The 20,293-nt window shown below is 46.5% G+C and carries 25 protein-coding genes and 2 tRNA genes; 8 read left to right on the forward strand and 19 right to left on the reverse strand.

From position 1 onward, the window contains the following. Positions 1-51 precede the first annotated feature (51 nt). Positions 52-1,125: a hypothetical protein gene (locus J7J01_01830; GenBank protein ID MCD6209633.1), complete on the forward strand. Its 1,074-nt coding sequence runs from the start codon at positions 52-54 to the stop codon at positions 1,123-1,125. A gap of 56 nt (positions 1,126-1,181) precedes the next feature. Here the strand turns inward: J7J01_01830 and lonB are convergent, their stop codons facing one another. From lonB to J7J01_01855, 5 genes are all read right to left on the reverse strand, one after another. Continuing rightward, positions 1,182-3,116 (reverse strand): ATP-dependent protease LonB, encoded by a 1,935-nt coding sequence (gene lonB / locus J7J01_01835; protein MCD6209634.1) that lies wholly within the window; start codon positions 3,114-3,116, stop codon positions 1,182-1,184. Between the two features lie 71 nt (positions 3,117-3,187). After that, positions 3,188-4,066, reverse strand: coding sequence for a P-loop NTPase (locus J7J01_01840; GenBank protein MCD6209635.1), 879 nt, complete (start codon positions 4,064-4,066; stop codon positions 3,188-3,190). Between the two features lie 31 nt (positions 4,067-4,097). Beyond that, positions 4,098-4,493, reverse strand: coding sequence for a nucleoside-diphosphate kinase (gene ndk / locus J7J01_01845; protein MCD6209636.1), 396 nt, complete (start codon positions 4,491-4,493; stop codon positions 4,098-4,100). Between the two features lie 467 nt (positions 4,494-4,960). Then, the gene (locus tag J7J01_01850; protein MCD6209637.1) at positions 4,961-5,683 is read right to left on the reverse strand and encodes an undecaprenyl diphosphate synthase family protein; all 723 of its coding nucleotides are present in this window, start codon (positions 5,681-5,683) and stop codon (positions 4,961-4,963) included. A gap of 3 nt (positions 5,684-5,686) precedes the next feature. Next, positions 5,687-5,772: transfer RNA gene (locus J7J01_01855), tRNA-Ser, on the reverse strand. A 66-nt stretch (positions 5,773-5,838) separates the two neighbouring features. Between J7J01_01855 and J7J01_01860 the strand changes: the two genes are divergently transcribed. Together J7J01_01860 and J7J01_01865 are read left to right on the forward strand one after the other, a co-directional pair. Continuing rightward, positions 5,839-6,156: a hypothetical protein gene (locus J7J01_01860; protein MCD6209638.1), complete on the forward strand. Its 318-nt coding sequence runs from the start codon at positions 5,839-5,841 to the stop codon at positions 6,154-6,156. Further along, entirely contained in the window at positions 6,153-6,413 is a 261-nt protein-coding gene (locus J7J01_01865; GenBank protein MCD6209639.1) for a 4Fe-4S binding protein, read from the forward strand. Before J7J01_01860 ends, J7J01_01865 begins: the two co-directional genes overlap by 4 nt. Before the next feature lie 33 nt (positions 6,414-6,446). On the opposite strand, the gene J7J01_01870 is transcribed toward J7J01_01865, so the two are convergent. Then, positions 6,447-7,661, reverse strand: coding sequence for a cofactor-independent phosphoglycerate mutase (locus tag J7J01_01870; protein ID MCD6209640.1), 1,215 nt, complete (start codon positions 7,659-7,661; stop codon positions 6,447-6,449). 55 nt (positions 7,662-7,716) lie between these two features. Here J7J01_01870 and J7J01_01875 point away from each other — a divergent pair, with 55 nt between their 5' ends. Next, positions 7,717-8,289 carry a CBS domain-containing protein gene (locus tag J7J01_01875; protein ID MCD6209641.1) on the forward strand — a complete coding sequence of 191 codons (573 nt, stop codon included), beginning with the start codon at positions 7,717-7,719 and terminating at the stop codon, positions 8,287-8,289. 104 nt (positions 8,290-8,393) lie between these two features. Here J7J01_01875 and radA read toward each other — a convergent pair whose 3' ends face one another. Next, positions 8,394-9,350: a DNA repair and recombination protein RadA gene (gene radA / locus J7J01_01880; protein MCD6209642.1), complete on the reverse strand. Its 957-nt coding sequence runs from the start codon at positions 9,348-9,350 to the stop codon at positions 8,394-8,396. Positions 9,351-9,436: 86 nt separating this feature from the next. Between radA and J7J01_01885 the strand changes: the two genes are divergently transcribed. Genes J7J01_01885 through J7J01_01895 form a run of 3 tightly spaced genes read left to right on the forward strand, consistent with a single transcriptional unit; the run spans position 9,437 to position 10,770 of the window. After that, complete coding sequence (locus tag J7J01_01885; GenBank protein MCD6209643.1) at positions 9,437-9,784, forward strand: hypothetical protein; 348 nt, start codon at positions 9,437-9,439, stop codon at positions 9,782-9,784. Between the two features lie 3 nt (positions 9,785-9,787). Beyond that, a complete protein-coding gene (locus J7J01_01890; protein MCD6209644.1) occupies positions 9,788-10,435 on the forward strand; it encodes a hypothetical protein in 648 nt (215 codons plus the stop codon). Then, entirely contained in the window at positions 10,432-10,770 is a 339-nt protein-coding gene (locus J7J01_01895) for a hypothetical protein (protein MCD6209645.1), read from the forward strand. The genes J7J01_01890 and J7J01_01895 overlap by 4 nt, the downstream gene beginning before the upstream one ends. Positions 10,771-10,792: 22 nt before the next feature. Here the strand turns inward: J7J01_01895 and J7J01_01900 are convergent, their stop codons facing one another. From J7J01_01900 to larC, 12 genes are all read right to left on the reverse strand, one after another. Beyond that, a complete protein-coding gene (locus tag J7J01_01900) occupies positions 10,793-11,527 on the reverse strand; it encodes a DUF72 domain-containing protein (GenBank protein ID MCD6209646.1) in 735 nt (244 codons plus the stop codon). Positions 11,528-11,694: 167 nt separating this feature from the next. Further along, on the reverse strand, positions 11,695-12,567 hold the full coding sequence (locus tag J7J01_01905; GenBank protein ID MCD6209647.1) for a hypothetical protein: 873 nt from the start codon (positions 12,565-12,567) through the stop codon (positions 11,695-11,697). A 111-nt stretch (positions 12,568-12,678) separates the two neighbouring features. Further along, the gene (locus J7J01_01910; protein MCD6209648.1) at positions 12,679-13,941 is read right to left on the reverse strand and encodes a serine hydroxymethyltransferase; all 1,263 of its coding nucleotides are present in this window, start codon (positions 13,939-13,941) and stop codon (positions 12,679-12,681) included. 16 nt (positions 13,942-13,957) lie between these two features. Next, a complete protein-coding gene (gene pyrB, locus J7J01_01915; protein ID MCD6209649.1) occupies positions 13,958-14,869 on the reverse strand; it encodes an aspartate carbamoyltransferase in 912 nt (303 codons plus the stop codon). A 107-nt stretch (positions 14,870-14,976) separates the two neighbouring features. Further along, the gene (albA, locus tag J7J01_01920; protein ID MCD6209650.1) at positions 14,977-15,255 is read right to left on the reverse strand and encodes a DNA-binding protein Alba; all 279 of its coding nucleotides are present in this window, start codon (positions 15,253-15,255) and stop codon (positions 14,977-14,979) included. Positions 15,256-15,308: 53 nt separating this feature from the next. Then, the gene (gene hisI / locus J7J01_01925) at positions 15,309-15,725 is read right to left on the reverse strand and encodes a phosphoribosyl-AMP cyclohydrolase (protein ID MCD6209651.1); all 417 of its coding nucleotides are present in this window, start codon (positions 15,723-15,725) and stop codon (positions 15,309-15,311) included. A gap of 15 nt (positions 15,726-15,740) precedes the next feature. After that, complete coding sequence (gene aglJ, locus J7J01_01930; GenBank protein ID MCD6209652.1) at positions 15,741-16,640, reverse strand: S-layer glycoprotein N-glycosyltransferase AglJ; 900 nt, start codon at positions 16,638-16,640, stop codon at positions 15,741-15,743. Positions 16,641-16,646: 6 nt separating this feature from the next. Next, the gene (locus J7J01_01935; protein MCD6209653.1) at positions 16,647-17,105 is read right to left on the reverse strand and encodes a transcription elongation factor Spt5; all 459 of its coding nucleotides are present in this window, start codon (positions 17,103-17,105) and stop codon (positions 16,647-16,649) included. A 3-nt stretch (positions 17,106-17,108) separates the two neighbouring features. Next, positions 17,109-17,297 carry a protein translocase SEC61 complex subunit gamma gene (locus J7J01_01940; protein MCD6209654.1) on the reverse strand — a complete coding sequence of 63 codons (189 nt, stop codon included), beginning with the start codon at positions 17,295-17,297 and terminating at the stop codon, positions 17,109-17,111. A gap of 6 nt (positions 17,298-17,303) precedes the next feature. Continuing rightward, positions 17,304-18,377, reverse strand: a complete 1,074-nt coding sequence (gene ftsZ, locus J7J01_01945; protein MCD6209655.1) for a cell division protein FtsZ — start codon at positions 18,375-18,377, stop codon at positions 17,304-17,306. An 85-nt stretch (positions 18,378-18,462) separates the two neighbouring features. Continuing rightward, positions 18,463-18,545 (reverse strand) — tRNA-Leu (locus J7J01_01950). A 24-nt stretch (positions 18,546-18,569) separates the two neighbouring features. Beyond that, positions 18,570-19,763: a nickel pincer cofactor biosynthesis protein LarC gene (larC, locus tag J7J01_01955; protein ID MCD6209656.1), complete on the reverse strand. Its 1,194-nt coding sequence runs from the start codon at positions 19,761-19,763 to the stop codon at positions 18,570-18,572. An 83-nt stretch (positions 19,764-19,846) separates the two neighbouring features. Here larC and J7J01_01960 point away from each other — a divergent pair, with 83 nt between their 5' ends. Then, complete coding sequence (locus J7J01_01960; protein MCD6209657.1) at positions 19,847-20,293, forward strand: response regulator; 447 nt, start codon at positions 19,847-19,849, stop codon at positions 20,291-20,293.

Raw genomic sequence — 20,293 nt, forward strand, 5'->3', positions numbered from 1 at the left:
AGTTTGATGCCAATAGCTTTGTTGAGCGGCTGTTAGGAGGGTAAGAAGGAGATGAGAGTAAGGATGACTCCGGAAGAATACAGAAATCAGGTATTGAAACTGGCAGAGGGTAGTGAGGACATAAAGACGCTGCTGCGACTTACATATCAGTTGAAGGAATATTCCTCAGAAGAGGCACTTGCCAGGAACTTCAGTGCTTTGCGTGGTGGTGACTGCAGGATGCTATTGAGAGCGTTGAGGAGGAAGAAGGTACTGGGTCGTGGACCTTTTGATGAGTATATCTGCCGCCCAGGCTATGAAACCGTCTTCGATGAAGTGGCATCCGGTTTTGTACCGATGCCTCAGCCGCTATCGGGCTATCTCGATGCTATGATAAAAGCAGGGGATAAAGCAGCGATAAAGATGATCGAGTTGCTACTGAAGGTGAGTATACATGGAATCCCGGGCTATACACAGTACTGGCTGATAGAGAAGGAGATATCAGAGTGGTTCTCTTCTTCGGTATTCCATACACTGGAGCAGAAGTTCATCGCTGATAACCTCTGTATCTATGGACAGAAAAGAGGGCATGAATTCTTGTGGATGTACAATCAGAATGAGGACGAACTGATGCGCGCCAGGGAAATGCTGTTAGAGATCAGAGAGAAAGAGCTCTTTCAGATGCCCATCGTCAAGCGTGTGGAGGATGTGATCATGGCACTCATAGGGATATCGAAGAGGGAATCCAAGGAATGGAAGGATATCGCTGCTACTCTGGCTGAGATGCCTGAAGGGGATATAGAAAAGCTAAGTGGGTACTTCAGTGGCTTTAAGATGAACGAAGATTTCCTATTCATCACCGGTGATATGCTTATAGACCGCAATAGCCTGTATCTGGTCATTACCGATACCCTATCCAGGTATGATGTCAGAGAGTGGCGCAATGACCCGGTGGTATTTATAATATCAGAGCTGCCGGCATGGATCGATAAAGCCAGACAGGTATTCAACGATGCATATCCGAAGTTATCAGACCGAAAAATAGCTATTGCACTCCCTGATGGGGTTGCATATACGAACTACAGACAGAATCTGCTATCCATCTTCCTCGAACGAATAGGGATTAACGAGGTTCGGGCATTGTGAATAGATGAAAGAATACGAATACTCTACTCCGCTTCGCTCATCACATTAATCATTAATCAATGCCTGATTATTCGTTTCTCAACAACCCCCTCGGGGATCTTCATCTCCACACCAGTGGTGAAGCTTTTAATCTTCTCTATGAACTTCTTTTTCAATTTACCCACCAGTGCATGCTCCAGTACATCCTCTATTGTCAATACCGGTACCACCTTTACCTTATCTTTATAGCGCTCCTCAATAAGCACATCATTGAGATTCGCCTGGGGAATCAGGACTTCACGGATACCTGCCTGTGCAGCTGCTTCTATCTTCTGCGTTATCCCTCCTACGGGTAATACATCGCCTCGTACGGAGAGCGAGCCAGTCATGGCTACACTTTGATTAACCGGGATATTCTCAAGAGAGGATATAACGGCGGTAGCGATGGATATGCTCGCAGAATCACCTTCCACGCCTTCATAGGTACCTACAAACTGGATATGGATATCTTTCCTGGATATATCTTTACCTGTGAATTTCTTGAAGACTGCAGATACATTCTGAACCGCTTCCTGTGCTATCTCCTGTAACCTACCGGTTGCAATTACTTTGCCCTCTTCCCTCGACTGAGCGGGTGTAACTTCCGCGATAATCGGCAGCACTACCCCGGTATCACCTATCACAGCAAGACCATTTACCCTGCCTATCTCATAGCCCTCGGTCTTGAACAATTTGTAATCCTTCCGTTGCTCCAGGTATTCATCTGCTACCTGCTGCTCTACCGACCTTGCCATCGTCTTTGCTTTCAATACATGCTCACCAGTAACGTATTTTGCGCCTTCCGCACGCGCGATATCACCTGCAACACGTACCAGCCCTCCGAGATCCCGGAGGATAAGGGTAAGATGCCCTTTTCTACCCGCTCTCCGCCTTGCCTCCCTTATTATCTCTGCTATTCCACTCAGTTCGAAATGTGGTATCTTCCGGTCTTTCTTCACCTCCTGGGCGATGAATCTGACAAGTTTTCTCCTGTTCTCTATCGTGTCCTCCATTGTGTCTTTCATGTATATCTCATATCCATTACCCTTGATTCGGGAACGAAGAGCGGGATGCATCCCCGCAATGGCATCCAGGTTCCCTGCTGCGACCATAATGAAATCACAGGGTACTGGCTCGGTCTTCACCATTGCACCAGAACTACGCTCTGACTGACCCGTAATCGGATATTCCTTCTCCTGCATTGCTGTGAGTAGATTCTGCTGCGATTCTATTCTGAGCGTGTTAATCTCATCAATAAAGAGCACCCCCTTGTGTGCTTTGTGAATAGCACCAGCTTCCACCCTGTCGTGCGCGGGTGTCTCCAGTCCTCCTGACTGATAGGGGTCATGCCGGACATCGCCGAGTAAAGCTCCTGCGTGGGCACCGGTAGCATCAACGAATGGGGCTGTCTCACGCCCATAATTGGATACAAGCAGCTTTGGAATCATCGCCTCCTCCTTTGGCATCATCCATCTGAATACGAGCAGAACAACAGCAGCAGCAATAACAGCCCAGAAGAAGGTGCTTATGTTACCACCTGGTCTTAATGCATAAAAGAGACCAAGCCCCATGATGAGGAAGAAGGTGAACATGAGGAAAGTATTTCGCAGTTGAATACGCTTCTGCACCTCCTGCTTCTGCGCATCCACTATCTCTTTACCCTTACCGCGGGGTACAACCCTTATCTTTGGCATGTTCTTATCTTCGGGATTTGGATATACGAGGATATCCTGTAGCTCCTCCTTGGGTAGTAACTCAGCCATACTGCTCGCCAGCATAGACTTGCCAGTGCCAGGAGTGCCTATCAGCATCACATGCCTCCTCTGCTTCGCTGCCTTCTTTATCACTTCCACTGCATGCTCCTGCCCCAGTACCTGGTCTATCAGTAATCTTGGTACTTCTATCTCCTCTGTATTCTTCACTTCTATGCCAGCAATGAGATCCTCAGCATCTTTTAATTCATACTCTGACATATCTTATCGTTACCTCCCTCTATTATCTATTAATTGGATGCGATAAATAAAAAATTTCCACGTTAATTATTTCATTCATCTATATATCTCTCTCTTGTTCTCTTCCTTATTAACTGTCCAAAGTGCCTCATCTCATCAGGAGGCAGAGGTCTGGGCACTGAGGTTAAATGGTTTGTGTACACCCGAACCGCCAACTCACGAAACAGGTCGGCAATATCGCTCTTCGGCGATTTCTCAATCACCGTTTTGCCCTCTATCTCCGCTTCCGCAATTTCATGCGCGTTTGGCACGCAGCCAACGACACGAGAGCCTACTTCTCTTGCAAAATCCCGCACAACCGACTCGTCATCGAGTATACCCCTGACATTGTAGATGATACCACCCAGGGGTGAGCCACCTTTATTTGCGAACTCACTTATGCCCCTGCATATATTGTTAGCGGCATATATAGCAAGATAATCCGATGATGTTACTATATACACCGCATCAGCCAGACCCTTACGCAGTGGCATTGCGAAACCACCACATACCACATCTCCGGGCACATCATAAATTACTACATCTGTTTTCAGTATACTGAAGGCATTTAACCTCTTGAGCAGGTCTATAGCGACAATAACTCCCCTGCCCGCACATCCGAAGCCAGGTTTTGGACCTCCACACTCAGCGCAATAGATTCCACCATAGCCCCTATGGATGATCTCATCGAGTTCGATTCTCTTACCTGTTATCAACGTTTCCAGACCCACTTGCTCTATTCCTTTCTCCCTCAGGAGGTCGAGAATTGTCGGTATCTCAACGTCACCACGTAAATTCATTGTACAGTCATGTTTTGGGTCACAGCCGATCATAAATACAGATAAGCCACGTTCGACCAGTGCGGCGGCGATGTTGGAGCTCACTGTTGACTTACCAACCCCTCCCTTTCCATAAAATGCTATCTGCTTCATTGGATACTATACTATACCGGATGCCTATTCATCATTCCTTTATAAGGTCACCGAAATGGAGTGCTATCTCTCGCCTTGCTGACTCTTCAGAATCTGAAGCATGTATCACGTTTCTCTGTACGTCAATTCCATAGTCCGCCCTTATAGTACCGGGTCTGGCTTGTCCGGGATCGGTCGCGCCTGCCATCTCCCTCGCAATTGCTATTGCGTTCTCTCCCTCGATGACAAATGTGACAACAGGAGCCGAGGAGATGTAAGAAACGAGGTCGTTGAAGAAGTCTTTGCCTCTGTGCTCCTCATATTGCCTCTCTGCTTGCTCTCTACTCAGTCTCGTGAGATTCAGCGCCAGTATTTTGAAACCCTTACGCTCAAATCGTCCTATTATCTCCCCTATCAGTCCTCGCTCCACACCTTCTGGTTTTATCATCAAGAACGTTCTCTCTATCATACTCATGGTATAGTTTAGAGAGGACATTACAAAAATAAAAGGATTCAATCTGGCATCGGCATTCGGGTCATCACAAGGGCATCTTCATCACTGTAATACTTCGGGATTATCGTATGCAGAGAGAATCCCTGATGCGCTCACAATTCCACCATTGCATATCCCCCGTTCTCCTTAATACCTCGCTAACAAGCATGGTGCCTATACCTCTCCGTCTGTATGCCTTTTTACCGCGGTAGAGGTTATATGACCGTCGGAACAGAAGATGATGTAAGCTACAATCTTATTCTCAACCAGATATACGAGGAAGTTATTCCAGTACGCTGATGCGTAGCGTAGTATGAGAAAGTGAACCTACTATAAGGCGATTTCTGGAATGCCTCTCTCTATTTCCATTACCGTATCCAGACCTGTCCATTTGAATCCCCTTATCATCTCTCACTCTCAGTTCATCGTCCGAAACGACGTTCTCGCCACTGGAAATCGCGAACAGCCCTGAATAAGTCTACTTTTCGGAAATTCTGCCAGTTCACATCGGTGAAATAGAACTCACTGTAGACCGATTGCCATATCAGAAAATCGGTTAAACGCGTAGCACCAGACCTGATAACAAGGTCGGGTTCCGATTTGAATATCAGGTTGGCTTCTATCATCTTTTCATCTATCTCGTCTGGCTCTATCTCTCCGCTCTCCACATGCTTTGCTATCTCCCTTATCGCCTTCGTCAATTCGCTTCGCCCACCCATACCAATAGAGACATTTATCTTCTTTACCCCTGCTCTTCCGTTATCGTTAATGAACCTGGCAGACGCGTAAGAATCGGTATATACGGCAATAGAAGCCTCTTCATCGCTCAACACCGAAATTACAGCTTCTCTTAGGTGTTCGTGTACCGCATCCAGCAACCTCTTGCCCATTCCTTCACGAATTATACTTATATAGATGCTTATAACATCTATCTTTAACGCATCGCACCATTTGATGAAATGTTTCAGTCGTTCCAGGCCTTTCGTGGTTGTATTATCTGATATAGATATTTGCCCTTCTCCTTCTGGTAGAAGATCACTCTCATCCAGAACAAGAAGGATATGATTCACAGCAATCGGGGAATTCAGGACCACTCGCTTCAGTATCTTCTCATATATGGCTATGATTGGGCGGAACAGGAACATAAGCGCCGGGAGAGGGATTCGAACCCTCGCTCCCCGTAAGGGGAAGTGGGTTAGCAACCCACCGCCTTAGACCACTTGGCTATCCCGACATGACATCTATTATATCTATTATCAGGTTATACATTTTGAACTTTTTGTTGCAAAAGAGTCTTTGCTTGGCATATCGTGATTTGTTCTTTGATATTAAAAGACCCGTGGTGGTTGTGGAAAGCGAATACGAGATAAAAGAGATACAAAAACAAGCTCCTGACTGGTTCAGGTTCAGGTTCAGGAGCAGGGCATACGAACCCAAGGAGGAGCGCTCGGGAGAGGATAGAGCTATTATGCATTTGACCGAACCAGCAGAACCAAAACCAGTATTTGTTAAATTTGCTAAAGAGTTCCTGAGAAAAAGAAAACAAAATCTACTATCATATTACTATTCCTTAATTAGAAATAATAGAAGATGTGGATTCCTGTTGTTGACCCGATGAAATGCGTAGGTTGTGGTAAATGTGCGGAGGTATGTCCAGAGGAGGCAATCGAGATGGTGAATAAGAAATCGGTCATTGATTACAATGGCTGTACTTGCTGTGGTGTTTGTGATCGAGTATGTCAGACGGAAGCGCTGAAGTTTAAGAACCCGAAGATGCCAGCGATAATGATGGAGCCGGAGAATTTTAAGGAGGAACTGAGTGCGTTGAAGCAGTTGATAAGAGGGATGAAAAGGGAAATAAGAATAAAAGTGTAAGGCTAAGTATAAGTAATAAAATAGAAATAGAAGTCAGTGGAAGAGATAGCGCATCAAATCCTGCCGTTGTGCATCGAGCCGCAGAGAGCTTTTGCTCGCTGATAGCTCGTCAAATCCAATACTGCTGATATCAGTACCAGTACCAGTATCCTGGTGGCGGGTAGAAGCGTGGGAATCGTAGAGAGCAAAGGGTACAGGCTCTTTTGTATGCACCTTCAGGGACACCGGCGTGTAATGGTCGGGCAGGGCTAATATCTTATAGCCCACATCTGCATATTCTGATTCTAAACCAGACAATATTCTTCCCACCACACGGGCATCGAAATCCTCTATCGCCTTCACCTTCTGCACGATGTCGCCGCTGTGCGCCGCTTCATCTGGCGCTTCCACATGAACGAGTACAAAATTGGTCTCATTCAGGCTGTGTAATGCATATTCCGCCTTGCCCTCATAATTTGTATCTATATAGCCCGTGGCACCGGGCACATCTATCACATCCAGAGCAGCACATCGCGCCACACCCTTAACCAAATAAACACCAGAAATCACCGCACCAGTCACGCCGTACATCACTCTGAACTCAGGCATTATCGGTTTCTTTCCACCGCTCCAGAGCCAGACCATATTCGCCTTGTTCTTATTCTGAGCTGTTCTCCTCCTATTTACATCATGATTGTCAAGTATCTGCCTCGAAGTGAGGATAATACGCCTCAACAAATCGCTCTCGGGTAATTCCGCATCAACCTGTGCACCAATAATATCGTGTGGAGGTGCGCCACCCTCACCCTCATCTCTCCCTTTCATGACCATAACGTTCCTATAACTAACGCCAGGATAGAAGATTATTCCTTCTTTTTCAAATTCCGCATTGAGCGATTTTATCAACTCCTTCGCTTCGTCATTCGATATATGTCCGCCACTGTAATCCACGATTCTACCTTCAGACTCAGTTACAAGGTTGCATCGGTAGGCTATGTCTCCTTCATCGAGCGGTATACCCATCCCCATCGCTTCCAGTGGTCCCCGCCCTGTGTAATACCGCGCGGGGTCATAGCCCAGAATCGAGAGAGTGGCAATATCGCTACCCGCCTCCATACCAGGTGGAATTGTTCTTACCATGCCGCAGATTCCTTCGGTAGCAATGAAATCGAGGTTAGGAGTAGACGCAATTTGTAGAGCCGTCCTGCCGTCATACTCGGGGATAGGATAATCAGCCATTCCATCTCCTATTAAAAGCACGTATTTCATTCTGCACCTGGTAGTATTTATCTTATTAATCCAATTATTTATTAAGTGAGGATAGATGGAGACAGATATACCGCTGCGGGATATAATGGTGCGCGAGGTGGTGACAGGAGATGAAGGTATGAACGTCAGGGAAGCGGCGAAACTGATGAGGAAGTATGATGTAGATAGCATAGTTGTGTTAAATAACGGTGGTCATCCGGTGGGTATAGTAACGCAGGGGGATATAATTAATGAACTTGTGAGTAAGGACACAACGCCAAGCACTGTGAAACTGAGGGATGTGATGACCTCACCTTTGATAACCGGTTCGCCAAATGACAGTCTTTCGGATATCGCGAAGAAGATGGCAGCGGAGAAGATAAGGAAGTTGCCGATAATAGAGGATGGGAAGTTGGTGGGAATTGTGGCTGATGTTGATATACTCGCGGTTTCTTCGCAGATGAATTCGATCCTAGCGGATTTGATTGAGATGCATGTAGAGCGTGATATAATAGGGCAGGAGAGCGAAGGAGAAGGAATCGGACAGGGGATATGCGAGAAATGTGGTTGCTTCTCCAACGACCTGGTAATGAAAGATGGTTTGATGGTATGCGAGAGTTGCAAAGAGGAGATGGAATTAGGGGAGTAAGTATCGTGCACCATGAGTAAAAAAGAAAGTTGCGTTCGTTGATACTCTGTACTCTCTGCGTTATCTTACTCCTTTTTCTTTTCAATTAATCACTCATCGCTTATTCAATCCCGTATTCCTGATTTAGTAACTGAGAAGACCGCTTCCGCCTCTGGCAGATTGGGCGAGTCAACCAGACGCGCTATTCGCTTCTCCCCTTTGGATTTACGGAGATATATCCTGAAAGTGGCGGTATGCCCAACGATATGTCCACCGATAGGTCTCGTAGGATCGCCGAAGAAGGCGTCGGGTCTCACCTGCACCTGGTTCGTTATCATCACCACCGCATTGTTCAGGTCTCCAAACCTGAGAGCGTCATGGAGATGCTTATTTATCTTCTGCTGACGCTCAGAGAGCGTTCCTCTGCCCACATATTCACTCCTGAAATGCGCGGTCGCGGAATCGATTATCAATAATCGAACTGGCTTTTCAGTCTCTTTCAATTCATCTGCGAGCTCTTGCGCCTTATCCACGAGTAGTATCTGATGATTTGAGTTATAAGCACGAGCAACATGTATATTCTTTAATACCTCTGTGAAATCAAGCCCAACACCTTCTGCCATATCCTTTATCCTTTCCGGTCTGAAGGTATTCTCGGTATCAATCATGATGGCGGAACCGCTTAAACCCCCTTCCTCTGGCGCTAACTGGACATTTACAACGAGTTGATGTGCTATCTGTGTCTTCCCGCTTCCAAATTCGCCATAGAACTCGGTCATAGCGCGCGTCTCAAGCCCACCACCCAGTAATGCATCCAGAGCTTTAGAGCCTGTGGTCAACTTGCCAATGCTCTCTCGCCTCTCTAATATCTTGTCCCCGGTCTCAAACCCACCGATATCCGCAGCTTCACGTGCTGCATTTATTATCTTCGCTGCTGTTGCCTCCCCTATCTCCACAGTGGCTACTAACTCCGCAGGTGACGTCACTGCAATTGCTTCCAGAGAATTTAAACCAGCCTCACGTAGCTTCTCAGCTATCGCAGGACCAACACCGGGTAAATCTTCCAGCTCCACTCTCCACACCTACTAAAATCTTGTGATTACTATTATAAATCATAATCATGATCGGGGAAAGAAATGAGAAAGCTTTATAATGGAATAAGAGACTCATGAATCTAAGAGTAATGGCGGTAGAAGCGCTAAAAGAGATAAAAAAAGCGGAGGAAGAAGCAAGGAAGCAGATAGAAGGGGCGAAGGAAGAAGCCGCAGGTATGATCAGGGAAGCAGAGGATGAGCTGAAGAAACTGGAAGCAGAGGCGAGCAAGGATATGGAGAGGAAAGCGAAGGAGATAGCAGATAAATATACAAAGGAGGGTGAGGAAGAGGGGGAAGCGATACTGAGAGAAGCGAAGGAGGGGGCAGAGAAGTTGCGTGCAATCGCCGAATCGAGGTTGGAGAATGCGGTGGATGCTGTGCTGGTAAGAATTCTGGGGTTAAATAAGCAGGTGGAAAGGTAGGTGATGCATGTGGGTGCGTCAGAGATAGTGGAGCGGATAAAGGCGGAAGCGCGAGAGGAGCAGGAGCGGATATTGAGAGAAGCGAGAGCGCAGGTGGAGAACCGGATTAAGAACGCGAAGGCGGATATAGAGGAGCGAAAGAAGCGATTTATTGAAACAGAGCGTCGAAAAGCGGCTGAGAATAAGGATAGAATCATCAGAGCAAAGAGGCTGGATGCTAAGAAGTTCAAATGGGATATAGAGGAGAAAGCAATAAAACGGGCTTTAGAAGAGGCATTGAAGCGAGTACAGCATGTGAAGAAGGAGGGCTTCAGGGGTAAGTCGTATCCCAGCATCTTGGCCGGGTTGATTAAGGATGCTGCATTGAGTATTACAGCAGGTAGTGAACGTAGTAGCAGTGAACTGGAAGTGGTACTCAGTGCTGAGGATGCTCAATTTGTGACAGAGGACATGCTTAAGGAGGTATCAGGTGAGGCAGGTGGAGAAGTGAGGTTATCAGAGGAGAGGATAAAGACGGCAGGGGGTGTGATAGTGAGGAGAAGTGACGGCAAGATAGAAGTGAACAACACGTTCGAAGAGCGGATGAAGCGTTTCTACCCCGAACTGAGGGAAGATATAGTTAAAGTTCTATTTCATGATCGCAAAGAATGATCGCAGTGATTGGTGATCGGGAAACAGTCATTGGATTCCGACTTGCGGGTGTGCAAGCTGTGTATGAAGTGTCGCAGAATGAGGAAGAGAAGGAGAATGAGACACTTAATCTACTTAATAAATTGGTGAGTGAGGATGGAGTTGTCCTTATAATCATAAATGAGCGGATTGCAGCAGAAACACGCGTTCGAAATAAGATACAGGCGATAAATGAGAATAAGCGGGGAGTTACACCGATCATCGTAGAGATACCAGACAAGCGAGGTCCGATGGAGCAGAAGGTCAGTGAGATAGAGCGATTGATAAAGCGGGCAGTAGGAGTTGCCCTTAAATGATGATCAAACGAAGTTATCTATTCTATTCCCGGCGTTTTATCATTGTCATTGCTTTGAATTTCAGTGCATCATCGAACATCGTGTAGTTATTGAAGAGGATATAGACCTGAGAGAAGTACCTGCATCGCTCGTACAGGAATTGCAAGTCAGCCTCTGTGTAGGAGTAATGATACATCCTTCTTCCCGGTGGTGAGCCGTGAAGCCTGAGATAGCCGAAATCGGTACCACTCACAGGCTGATCTGCGAACGGGTCTACGCAATGCACGAGGTTCAGTTCTTCACAGATCGTACTTATTGTGCTCCTCTTCCATTCGCCCCGCGGTTCCCATACCATTATTGTATCACCGCGGTCTATCTCTATCGAGTGGAAGAAGTCGTGCATGTTCTTTATGTGCTCGGCACTCTCCACAAAGCTTGCGGGTGATTGGAATACCACGATCCTGGAGTCCAGAGCTCTTCTTATCTCTTCTGTTGCTGACCATGCCTCAAAGACCTCTTTTGTAGGTCTGAATAGTCCATATCTGGAGACTTTACTCGCATCTATCTTCAGCTTCGCCTTACGATAGGTGGGGCTGCGTGGTTCGTGGGTAATCAGTTGCCATGCCTTCAACGTGAATTCGAAATCTTCCGGTGCAGCTCTGCGCCACCGCTCTGCTGTGGATTTGAGTACAGGCTTGTAAAATGTTGCCTGTACTTCTACAAGCTTAAAATTCGCGAAAATAACACTATGAGACCTCGGAAAACCGCAAACACCCACTTTCATCATCTTTGAAATAGGAGGTGTGATATTATGGTAAAGTATGACTTCTTTCCATTTGATCTTATCCCTTCAAATCAAATGAAAATCCTTGGATGAAAGGTCATAGGTCATACATGTTTTGAATTATGGAAGAATAACCTCACGTCATAGGATAACATTACTTACTACTTTAATAGCATCTCGGACTTCTGAAGCATCAGCAGGTCTTCAGTACTCAACTTCTCACCCTCTCTGAATCGTTCATAGATACTCTTTGCCCTCTTCCTCGCCTCTATTCGTTCCTTGAAGCTCCAATCTTCCCTCATCTTACGTCTCAACCCGGAGATCACGTGATTGAAATCCCTGATATCACGTAGATAGCGTACAAAAAGCCGATGTGCTTCATCTGCAGCCTCTTGCGCCTCAAGATAAAGCCGATGTGCTTCATCTGCCTTCTCTCTTATCCTGTCCGCTTCTTTAAACCATTTCACCATCTTATCATGGCAATCATGAGATAACTTTACGTAATTCAAAACCTCCTCATGATACTTATCTGCCTCCTCTTTGTACCGCTGTGCCTCCTTCAGCAGCTCTTTCAACTTCTGGTCCTTCTCGAACTCCTTCTGCATCTTCGCGAATTCCCGCCTCAGTTCCGTTATCCGTGCTACCAGCTTCTTCTCTTTGTCCTTGCTCAACACTTCCACCTGCTGTCTCATCTCTAACTCATCTATCCGCTTCCTGAGCCGCTCAAAAGCACGAATACTCTTTAAATCATTCTTCTTATTCTTACGTAACTTCTCTACCATAGAGTAATATTTGGATGCTTTTCTGTTCAACTCACCCCGTTTCTCCTTCTTCGCTTCTATCAACTTCTCATATTCTTCTCGCTGCTTCTTATACGCCTTTGCTTTTGCTACTGCATCTTTTATTCGACTATTCAATTCATCACGCAAATCTGCCCATTTGCTCGCCTCAGAATTCAGCTCTGTTCTCCTCTTCTTACATTCCTCCGCCTTCTTTATTACTTCCGCCCGTCTCGCCTCCAGCTCCTCAAGCATTCTTATCTTTCACCGTATCTTATCTGCCCCTCTTTTCTCTCTTATTGCTTTCTTCTTGTTTATAACTATAATTCCTAATCCTTTATAAATACTTCTACTTTACTTTTTATTTTATCTCAATGCGGGATTGCGATATGCAGGTCCACCATCAAAGGAATAATGGACGTTCAGGAAATTGTTTTTCAATGCCTTGACATCGTTCTTCACTTTTATCACTGGTTCCTCCTCTATTAACAGCCTCCTTATAAGCGATGCTATCTCTATCATCTCCGATTCCTTCATCCCTGTTCTTGTGAGCTCCTGTACTCCGAGTCTAATCCCTGAGGGTTTATCAGGCTCATTATCAAACGGTAGCATGTTCTTATTGGTAATTATATATGCCTCTTCCAGCCGCTTCGCTACCCTGTCTCCGCCACCCAGATCGCGAACATCAATAGCAATCTGATGTGACTCGGTGAATCCCTTATGTTCACACAGGACATTGAAACCCGCTTCGTATAATGCCTGAGCCAGTGCTTTCGCATTTGATTGTATCTGGGCTGCATAGGCTTCACCGAAATGTATCATCTCCTGCAGTGTCACTGCCAGACCAGCAATGTGATGCAGATGATGATTGCTCACAGTTCCAGGAAAGACCGCTTTGTCTATCCTATCGCTCAGCGCCTCTTTACATAATATCAGGGCACCCTGGGGTCCCGGGAAAGTCTTGTGCGTGCTGCTTGTGACAACATCAGCGCCCTCACCCAATGGGTCCTGGAATTTATTACCTGCTATGAGTCCCAATACATGCGATGCATCATAGACCAGAGTGGCATCAACCTCATCTGCAGCTACAAGCATCTCCTGAATCGGGTGTGGAAAGAGGAATAGACTTGCCCCAAGCAATATCAGCTTCGGCTTTGTCTCTCTTATGGCTCTCTCCATCTGGTCTATATCTATATTCATCTCCTTCGGATCGAACGGTATTCGCTCCAGCTTTAAACCTCTCAGTCCCGGTACAGAATACGCAGAATGACTTATATGTCCACCATCAGGGACCGATAGCGCCATCATTCTATCTCCAGGTGAAGTAAGAGCAAACAACGTGGCTATATTCGCATTGACACCCGAAACAGGTTTCACGTTTACATGCTCTGCCCTGAAGAGCTCTCTTGCCCACCTTATAGCGCTCCCCTCTATCGCATCGATGTACTTGCAGCCCTGGTAAAACCTAGCTCCAACCTCTCCCTCTGCATACCGGTGTGACAGATCAGAGGCAAGGAGAATCCTCACCTTCTCACTCGTTACATTCTCGCTCGCTATCAGTGGTAGAGCGTTCTTGTAAAGTTCCTGATGCTGCTCCACCGCTTCCATTATCTCTTCTATCTCATGCATCTTCAACCCCCCTTACTCATCGCCCCAGCAATATAGATAGAATGGCCATCCTCACAGGTACACCATAGAAAGCCTGAAGGAAATATCTTGCGTTTTTTGTACGGTCCACCTCTACATCTATCTCATCCACCCGGGGCAATGGATGCATAATCATCACATTCTCATTCTCTGCTATAAGCTTGGTTGTTATACGATAGGTGCCTGCAACTTTACTGTACTCCGCAGGATCGGGAAATCTCTCTTTCTGTATCCTCGTTACATACAGGACATTTACCTCTCTTATCACTTCTGCTATATCCTCGCATTCAAATATCTCAGCTCCTGACTCCTCCAGGTCAGATTTTATCTCATCAGGTATCCTCAATGCAGGCGGAGATACCAGATAGAGCTTTGCCCGGTATAAAGATAGTGCATAAGTGAGTGAATGCACCGTTCTGCCATACTTCAGATCGCCTATAATAGCAATTCTGAGATTATCGAGCAGTCCTTCACGCATGATCGTGTATAAATCGAGTAGAGTCTGCGTTGGATGCTGCCCGGCGCCGTCACCTGCGTTTATTACAGGTACAGAAGAGAAGGAAGCAGCCATTCGCGATGCACCCTCCTGCGGATGCCTCAGCGCTATAACGTCGCAGTAGCTGGAGACGGTTCTTATTGTATCAGCGAGGTTCTCACCTTTAGCAGCCGAACTCGCCTCTGGTGAGTACATATTTATCACCTCGCCCCCTAACCGCTTCATTGCCGCTTCGAACGATAGTCTGGTTCTCGTGCTCGGTTCGTAGAACAGGTTCGCGAGTATCTTCCCTGCTAATAAATCGCTTTGTGTGCCCATTGCGTATGATTCCAGCTCCTTTGCCTTGCTCAATACAAAATCTATCTCCCGCTTTGAGAAGTCGCGTATTGAGATAATATGCCCTGTGGGAAACATCCTATAAATTTAAATCTTGTATAATAAGATAAGAAAGGAATGAATGAGGAAAAATAAATAAAAATAGGAAGAGAAAACCAGCTGCTTCTTCTCCCTTCCTTCAGGCTTCACGCCTTCGCCTTCATTGTTATTTCCATCGAGGAAACGTTCGCTTTGTCTCCTCCTTCGCCCACTATCGACTCTGTTCCTATCTTTATGTCCTTTATCTCTATGCCTGGCATGAACTTGTTCTTAACTACTTCTGCGGTATCCACGGCTCTCGAGATCGCTCTCCCCCGCGCTTTTATCACCACTTCGTCGAATCCATTGTTGAACTGCGTTACTACTGCCAGGACATAGCTCATCACGGGCTTGTTTCCGATATATATAACGTTGTCTTCTGGCATTTTTGTCTCACCTGTGTTATAGATTACTCAAAGGTATATATAAATTATATACATCAGGAGTCCTTTTCAACCTCTACACTATTGCTATCACTATCACTATCTCTCTTACCATATTTCTTCTCAGGGTCGAATACCTTCTCTCCTACTATCTCTCCGTTTATCCTGCGGTAAAAGCAAGAGCGGTACCCGGTATGACACGCACCACCTATCTGCTTCACCTTCAGGAGCACCGAATCGCCATCGCAGTCAATGAGTATCTCCTTTATCAACTGTTCATTACCTGAGATTTCACCCTTACGCCAGAGCTTATTCCTGCTTCTGCTCCAGTAATGCGCTTTCCCTGTCTCAATGGTGAGTCTCAACGCCTCTTCATTCATGTGTGCGAGCATTAGCACCTCTCCTGTCTCATAATCCTGTGCTATTGCATGTATCAAGCCCTTGTCCATATCTATATCTACTTCTTCTTTCATTCTATTATCCTACCACTATCCCCTCTTACCTTCTCGCTCTTTCAGTGCTTCCAGCGTCTCCCTCTGCAAGGTTACCAACAAATCACCAAGGAGTCCAAATATAAGAAATTGTACCCCTGAGATAATCATCAGGGAGGTAAATACAGTTAGAAGTACGCGTGTTATCCCTTTAAACCACTCATATACGACGTAGATACCGGATATGACACCGATGAAGATGAATACAGAGCCAATGATACCGAAGTAGAACGCGGGGTTATGCGTTCTCGCAAGTACATACAGCGTATAAGTTATCCGCATACCATCGCGAAAGAAGTTGAGTTTTGACTTACCTCTCCGCTTACGGTAGCTAATAGGGACTTCTTTCAATTTTATGCCCCTCTTCACCGACTCTACTGTCATCTCCGCTTCTATCTCAAAACCCTCCTTCCTCAGTGTCATCTTCTCTACCGCTTCCTTTGTAAACGCGCGATAGCCCGATAGGATATCCTGCAATTCAAGCCCGTAACCGATACTGAATATCCTGTTCAAGATCCAATTTCCCATGCGATGGAGTATTGCAAATGCACCACCATAAGCAAATCGGTTCCCGATAACGTGTTCTGCTTCACCCCTCTCTATTGGTTCAATCAATCGTTGCACTTCCGTGGGTAAGTATGTACCATCACCGTCAATCATCACGATTATATCGCTGTCTATAAGTTCAAAAGCCTGCCTGACCGCCGCACCTTTGCCCTTACCCTGCTGTATCACCACCCTTGCACCAGCCCGCTTTGCTATCTCCCGTGTTGAATCTGTGCTGTTACCATCAATAATGAGGATATTGTCAAAGCTCTGACGCCTGAATGCGCTTATCACTTCTCCTATCGTCTCCTCCTCGTTCAATGTTGGTATCAGGATGCAGACATCTTTCATTCCGTATTAGTCCTCTTTCTCCTCTTTACTCAGCACCCTCACGCTGTCGCCCCTAACAGTGACTGGAATCGGGACCATTGCCTCGAAGAGTTCGATTGTGAGTTCCTCATGTGCTTCGTCCACCTTCTTCACCCGCGCCTTCTCGCCTTTAAAAGGACCCGCTACTATCTCTATTATGCTGCCCTCCATTATCCCGGTTACAGAGGGTTTTGGTGTGAGGAAATGCTCGACCTCTTCCAGTTTCATATCACCTCTGATCAGTCCCTTGGCATGAGGGATATTCTGTATTATCTGCTCAATCACATCAGGGTGGGCTGCTTCTATCAGTACATATCCTTTCAACTCGTCAGGTACGAGAATGGACTTTATACCATGCTCTCTCTTATCCATGTCCTTTATCATCACCACTATAAGATTCGCAACTGCCTGTTCCTGGTTTACCGTTGTCTTCAATGCGTAAATCATCTATCAAAGCCCCTTTGGTATGATGACCATTAATATATAGATGGAGAATCCAATGGTGCCAATCAGTAGTATGGCTGCACCTGCTATCTTAGAGACCTTAAAGAATTCATCCCTCTTCGGTCTCCTCGCCAGCTTCAATATCCTCAGATACTCATTTATCTTCTTTGATATCTCTTCTATCTTGATTTCCATGTTACGCTACACCACTATCTCGATACCATATTTCTCCCTCTTTCGCTCCTTACGCGCATATATCTGCTCTGATTTCACACCTGTGACCACAAGCAAGGTCCGCATTGTATTCTTCAGCTCAGGACTGAGCTGAACACCCCAGATTATCCGTGTCTCCGGATTCATCATCTTATACACCTCCTGAAGCGCTCCTTCTGCCTCCTCGACCGTCATGTCGTCACCACCAGTCACATTTATCAATGCCGATTTGGCACCCGAGACCTCGACCTCGAGTAGGGGTGAGCTTAAAGCTTTTCTCACCGATTCTATCGCCTTATTCTGACCATCTGACTCGCCAAACCCAATCATCGCCATACCGCCGTCTTTCATCACTGTTCTCACATCAGCGAAGTCAAGGTTTACAAGCCCGGGCTTGGTTATCAACTCTGTAATCCCCTTCACTGCGCGCATCAATACTTCATCTGCGACACGGAAAGCATCGTTAAGTGGTAACCTTGGAACCACTTCCAGTAACTTGTCATTCGGTATCACGATTAAGGTATCGGTGCTTTCTCGTAGCTTCTCCAGTCCAATATCTGTGTTCTCCCTCCTTATGTTACCTTCCGCACTGAACGGTAGTGTGACAACACCGATAGTGAGAGCACCGGCATCTTTTGCTGCCTGCGCCACCACGGGTGCGGAGCCCGTACCTGTGCCACCACCCAATCCGCAGGTTACGAATACCAGGTCGGCATCTTCAACGATTGCTCTAATATCCGCTTCGTTCTCCTTCGCCGCCTCTTCCCCCAATCGCGGAATACTGCCGGCGCCCAACCCATGTGTAGTCTTTCGTCCTATCAATAACTTCTTCTCCACCTTTGAATATAGCAAATGCTGCGCATCTGTGTTCAAAGCAAATAGCTCAGCGCCAAAAACGCCTTCTTCCGTCATCCTCTGTATCGTATTGGTACCACTACCACCACAACCTATCACTTTGATGATCGTCCTTGACCTTTCCAGTATTGACTCAAGGTCTCTATTCTCAAGTATCTCTACACCTTCTCCTTCTGTGATCACTTCGTTGCCACCAATTTGGTTCATCTTTTTCCACCTCTATTAAAATAGAAGCCCCTTCTTTTATAGAATTATAAGTTCCCTATCCTCTATCCCATATTTCCCATGTACGTGCGGAGGAGGGGATTTGAACCCCCGAACCCCTTCGGGACAGCGACCTCAACGCTGCGCCTTTGTCCTCTTGGCAACCTCCGCATTAGTTATATATAAGAGAGAATCTTAAAGAAAAAGATTCTTACGTGCTTCCCCCTCTACAATCTTAATAACGTCCTTCAGCGGCATCTTCAGCTCACTCGCTACACGCTTAGCATCCTCGAACTCAGCGGCTATGTTCAGCACTTCGCCGTCTGCGCTCCGTCCTATTTTCACCGCCACTCCCCGTTCTATACCTCTTATCTTCACTTTCATCTCCACCTTCTCGCGACTGGCAATGTACCTCCTTCGAACCGTCATCTCCCTGACACCCAACGTGCCGGTCTCCTTCATGATCAGATATGCCATCCGCTGCACGTCCTCTGGTACCGTAATCACTCTGATGACATGCCCAGCGCGTCCTTTCTTCATCAACGCAGGCATGATTGTTACATCCTTCGCGCCCTCAGCCATGAGGACCTCTATCAGGTTACCCAGGAGCTCACCTGTAACGTTGTCAACATTGGTCTCGAGCACACCCACTACATCTGTTGCGAGATCCATGGCAGGCTCGCCCAGGCTCGCTCGAAGGACATTAGGCACCGACAAGTCTCTTGAGCCGGCACCATATCCTGTTTCGGTAATGCTTAGGGGTGGTAGAGAAGAGACAGAGCGATGAACGAAATGCCCCAGTATCGCCGCACCGGTGGGTGTGAGCAGTTCAGAATGAGAAAGACCCCCCTGAAAGAGTAAAGACGTTCTTCGCAGTATCTCCAATGTTGCAGGTGCAGGCACTGGCATGAGACCATGCTCGGTCTTTACATAGCCACTACCCACAGATATAGGGGTACATATCACAATATCTGGGTGGATACTTGAGAATGCGATACTGCTCCCTATAAGGTCTCCGATTGTATCCATAGCGCCGAGTTCATGGAATATCAGGTGCTGTTTGTCTTCTCCATGCACCCTCGCCTCAGCATCTGCTATCAGCTCGAATATGCGCAAAGAATTGTTTATTATCTCATTGTCCAGCCCGCTATCTCGTATTGTGCGGACAATCTCAGGATATGAGCGCAGTTCTGCACCATCCAAGCCCCCTATAAACCGCACCTTCTTAGCCACAATCCCCCTCTTCTCCACTTCCTCTACCTCCATCCTGAGATTGAATGCTGCAATCCCATCTGCAATCTCTGACTCATTAACACCCAAATCAAGGAGACTACTAATGACCATATCGCCGGAAGCGCCAGAGAAGGGCTCGAATATCAATGCCTTCATATGTGAATATGTGTATAGATTGGTGCGATATACATATAAACCGATGCTTATATTTATGCATTCTATACTCATAATGACTGAGAATGAGTAGAGAAGAGGAGGAACATGTTAACTTGGGTATTATGTCCAGGACGATCCGGATATTACATGTAGATGATGAACCTGCGGACTTGGAGATAACGAGGATACTTATAAAACGAGAAGCGAAGAGGGATTTTGAGATTGTAGGTGTACTTTCAGCGAAGGAGGCACTTAAGAGGCTGGAGACCGAGCATTTTGACGCCATCATTGCAGATTATAAAATGCCGGAGATGGATGGTATAGAATTGTTAGAAGCAGTGAGGGGGAGTGAGGATGTGTATGCACATGTACCTTTTATCCTGTTTACAGGGAAGGGGGGACCAGAAGTAGCGAAGGAGGCACTTGAGAAAGGTGCAGATAGGTATATCACAAAGGGAGGGAATACTGCAGCGAAGCAGTGCCATGAACTGGCAAAGGCAGTGGTGGAATTGGTGCAGGAGAAGCGATAA

It is taken from the genome of Methanophagales archaeon (genome assembly GCA_021159465.1).
GTDB lineage: Archaea > Halobacteriota > Syntropharchaeia > Alkanophagales > Methanospirareceae > G60ANME1.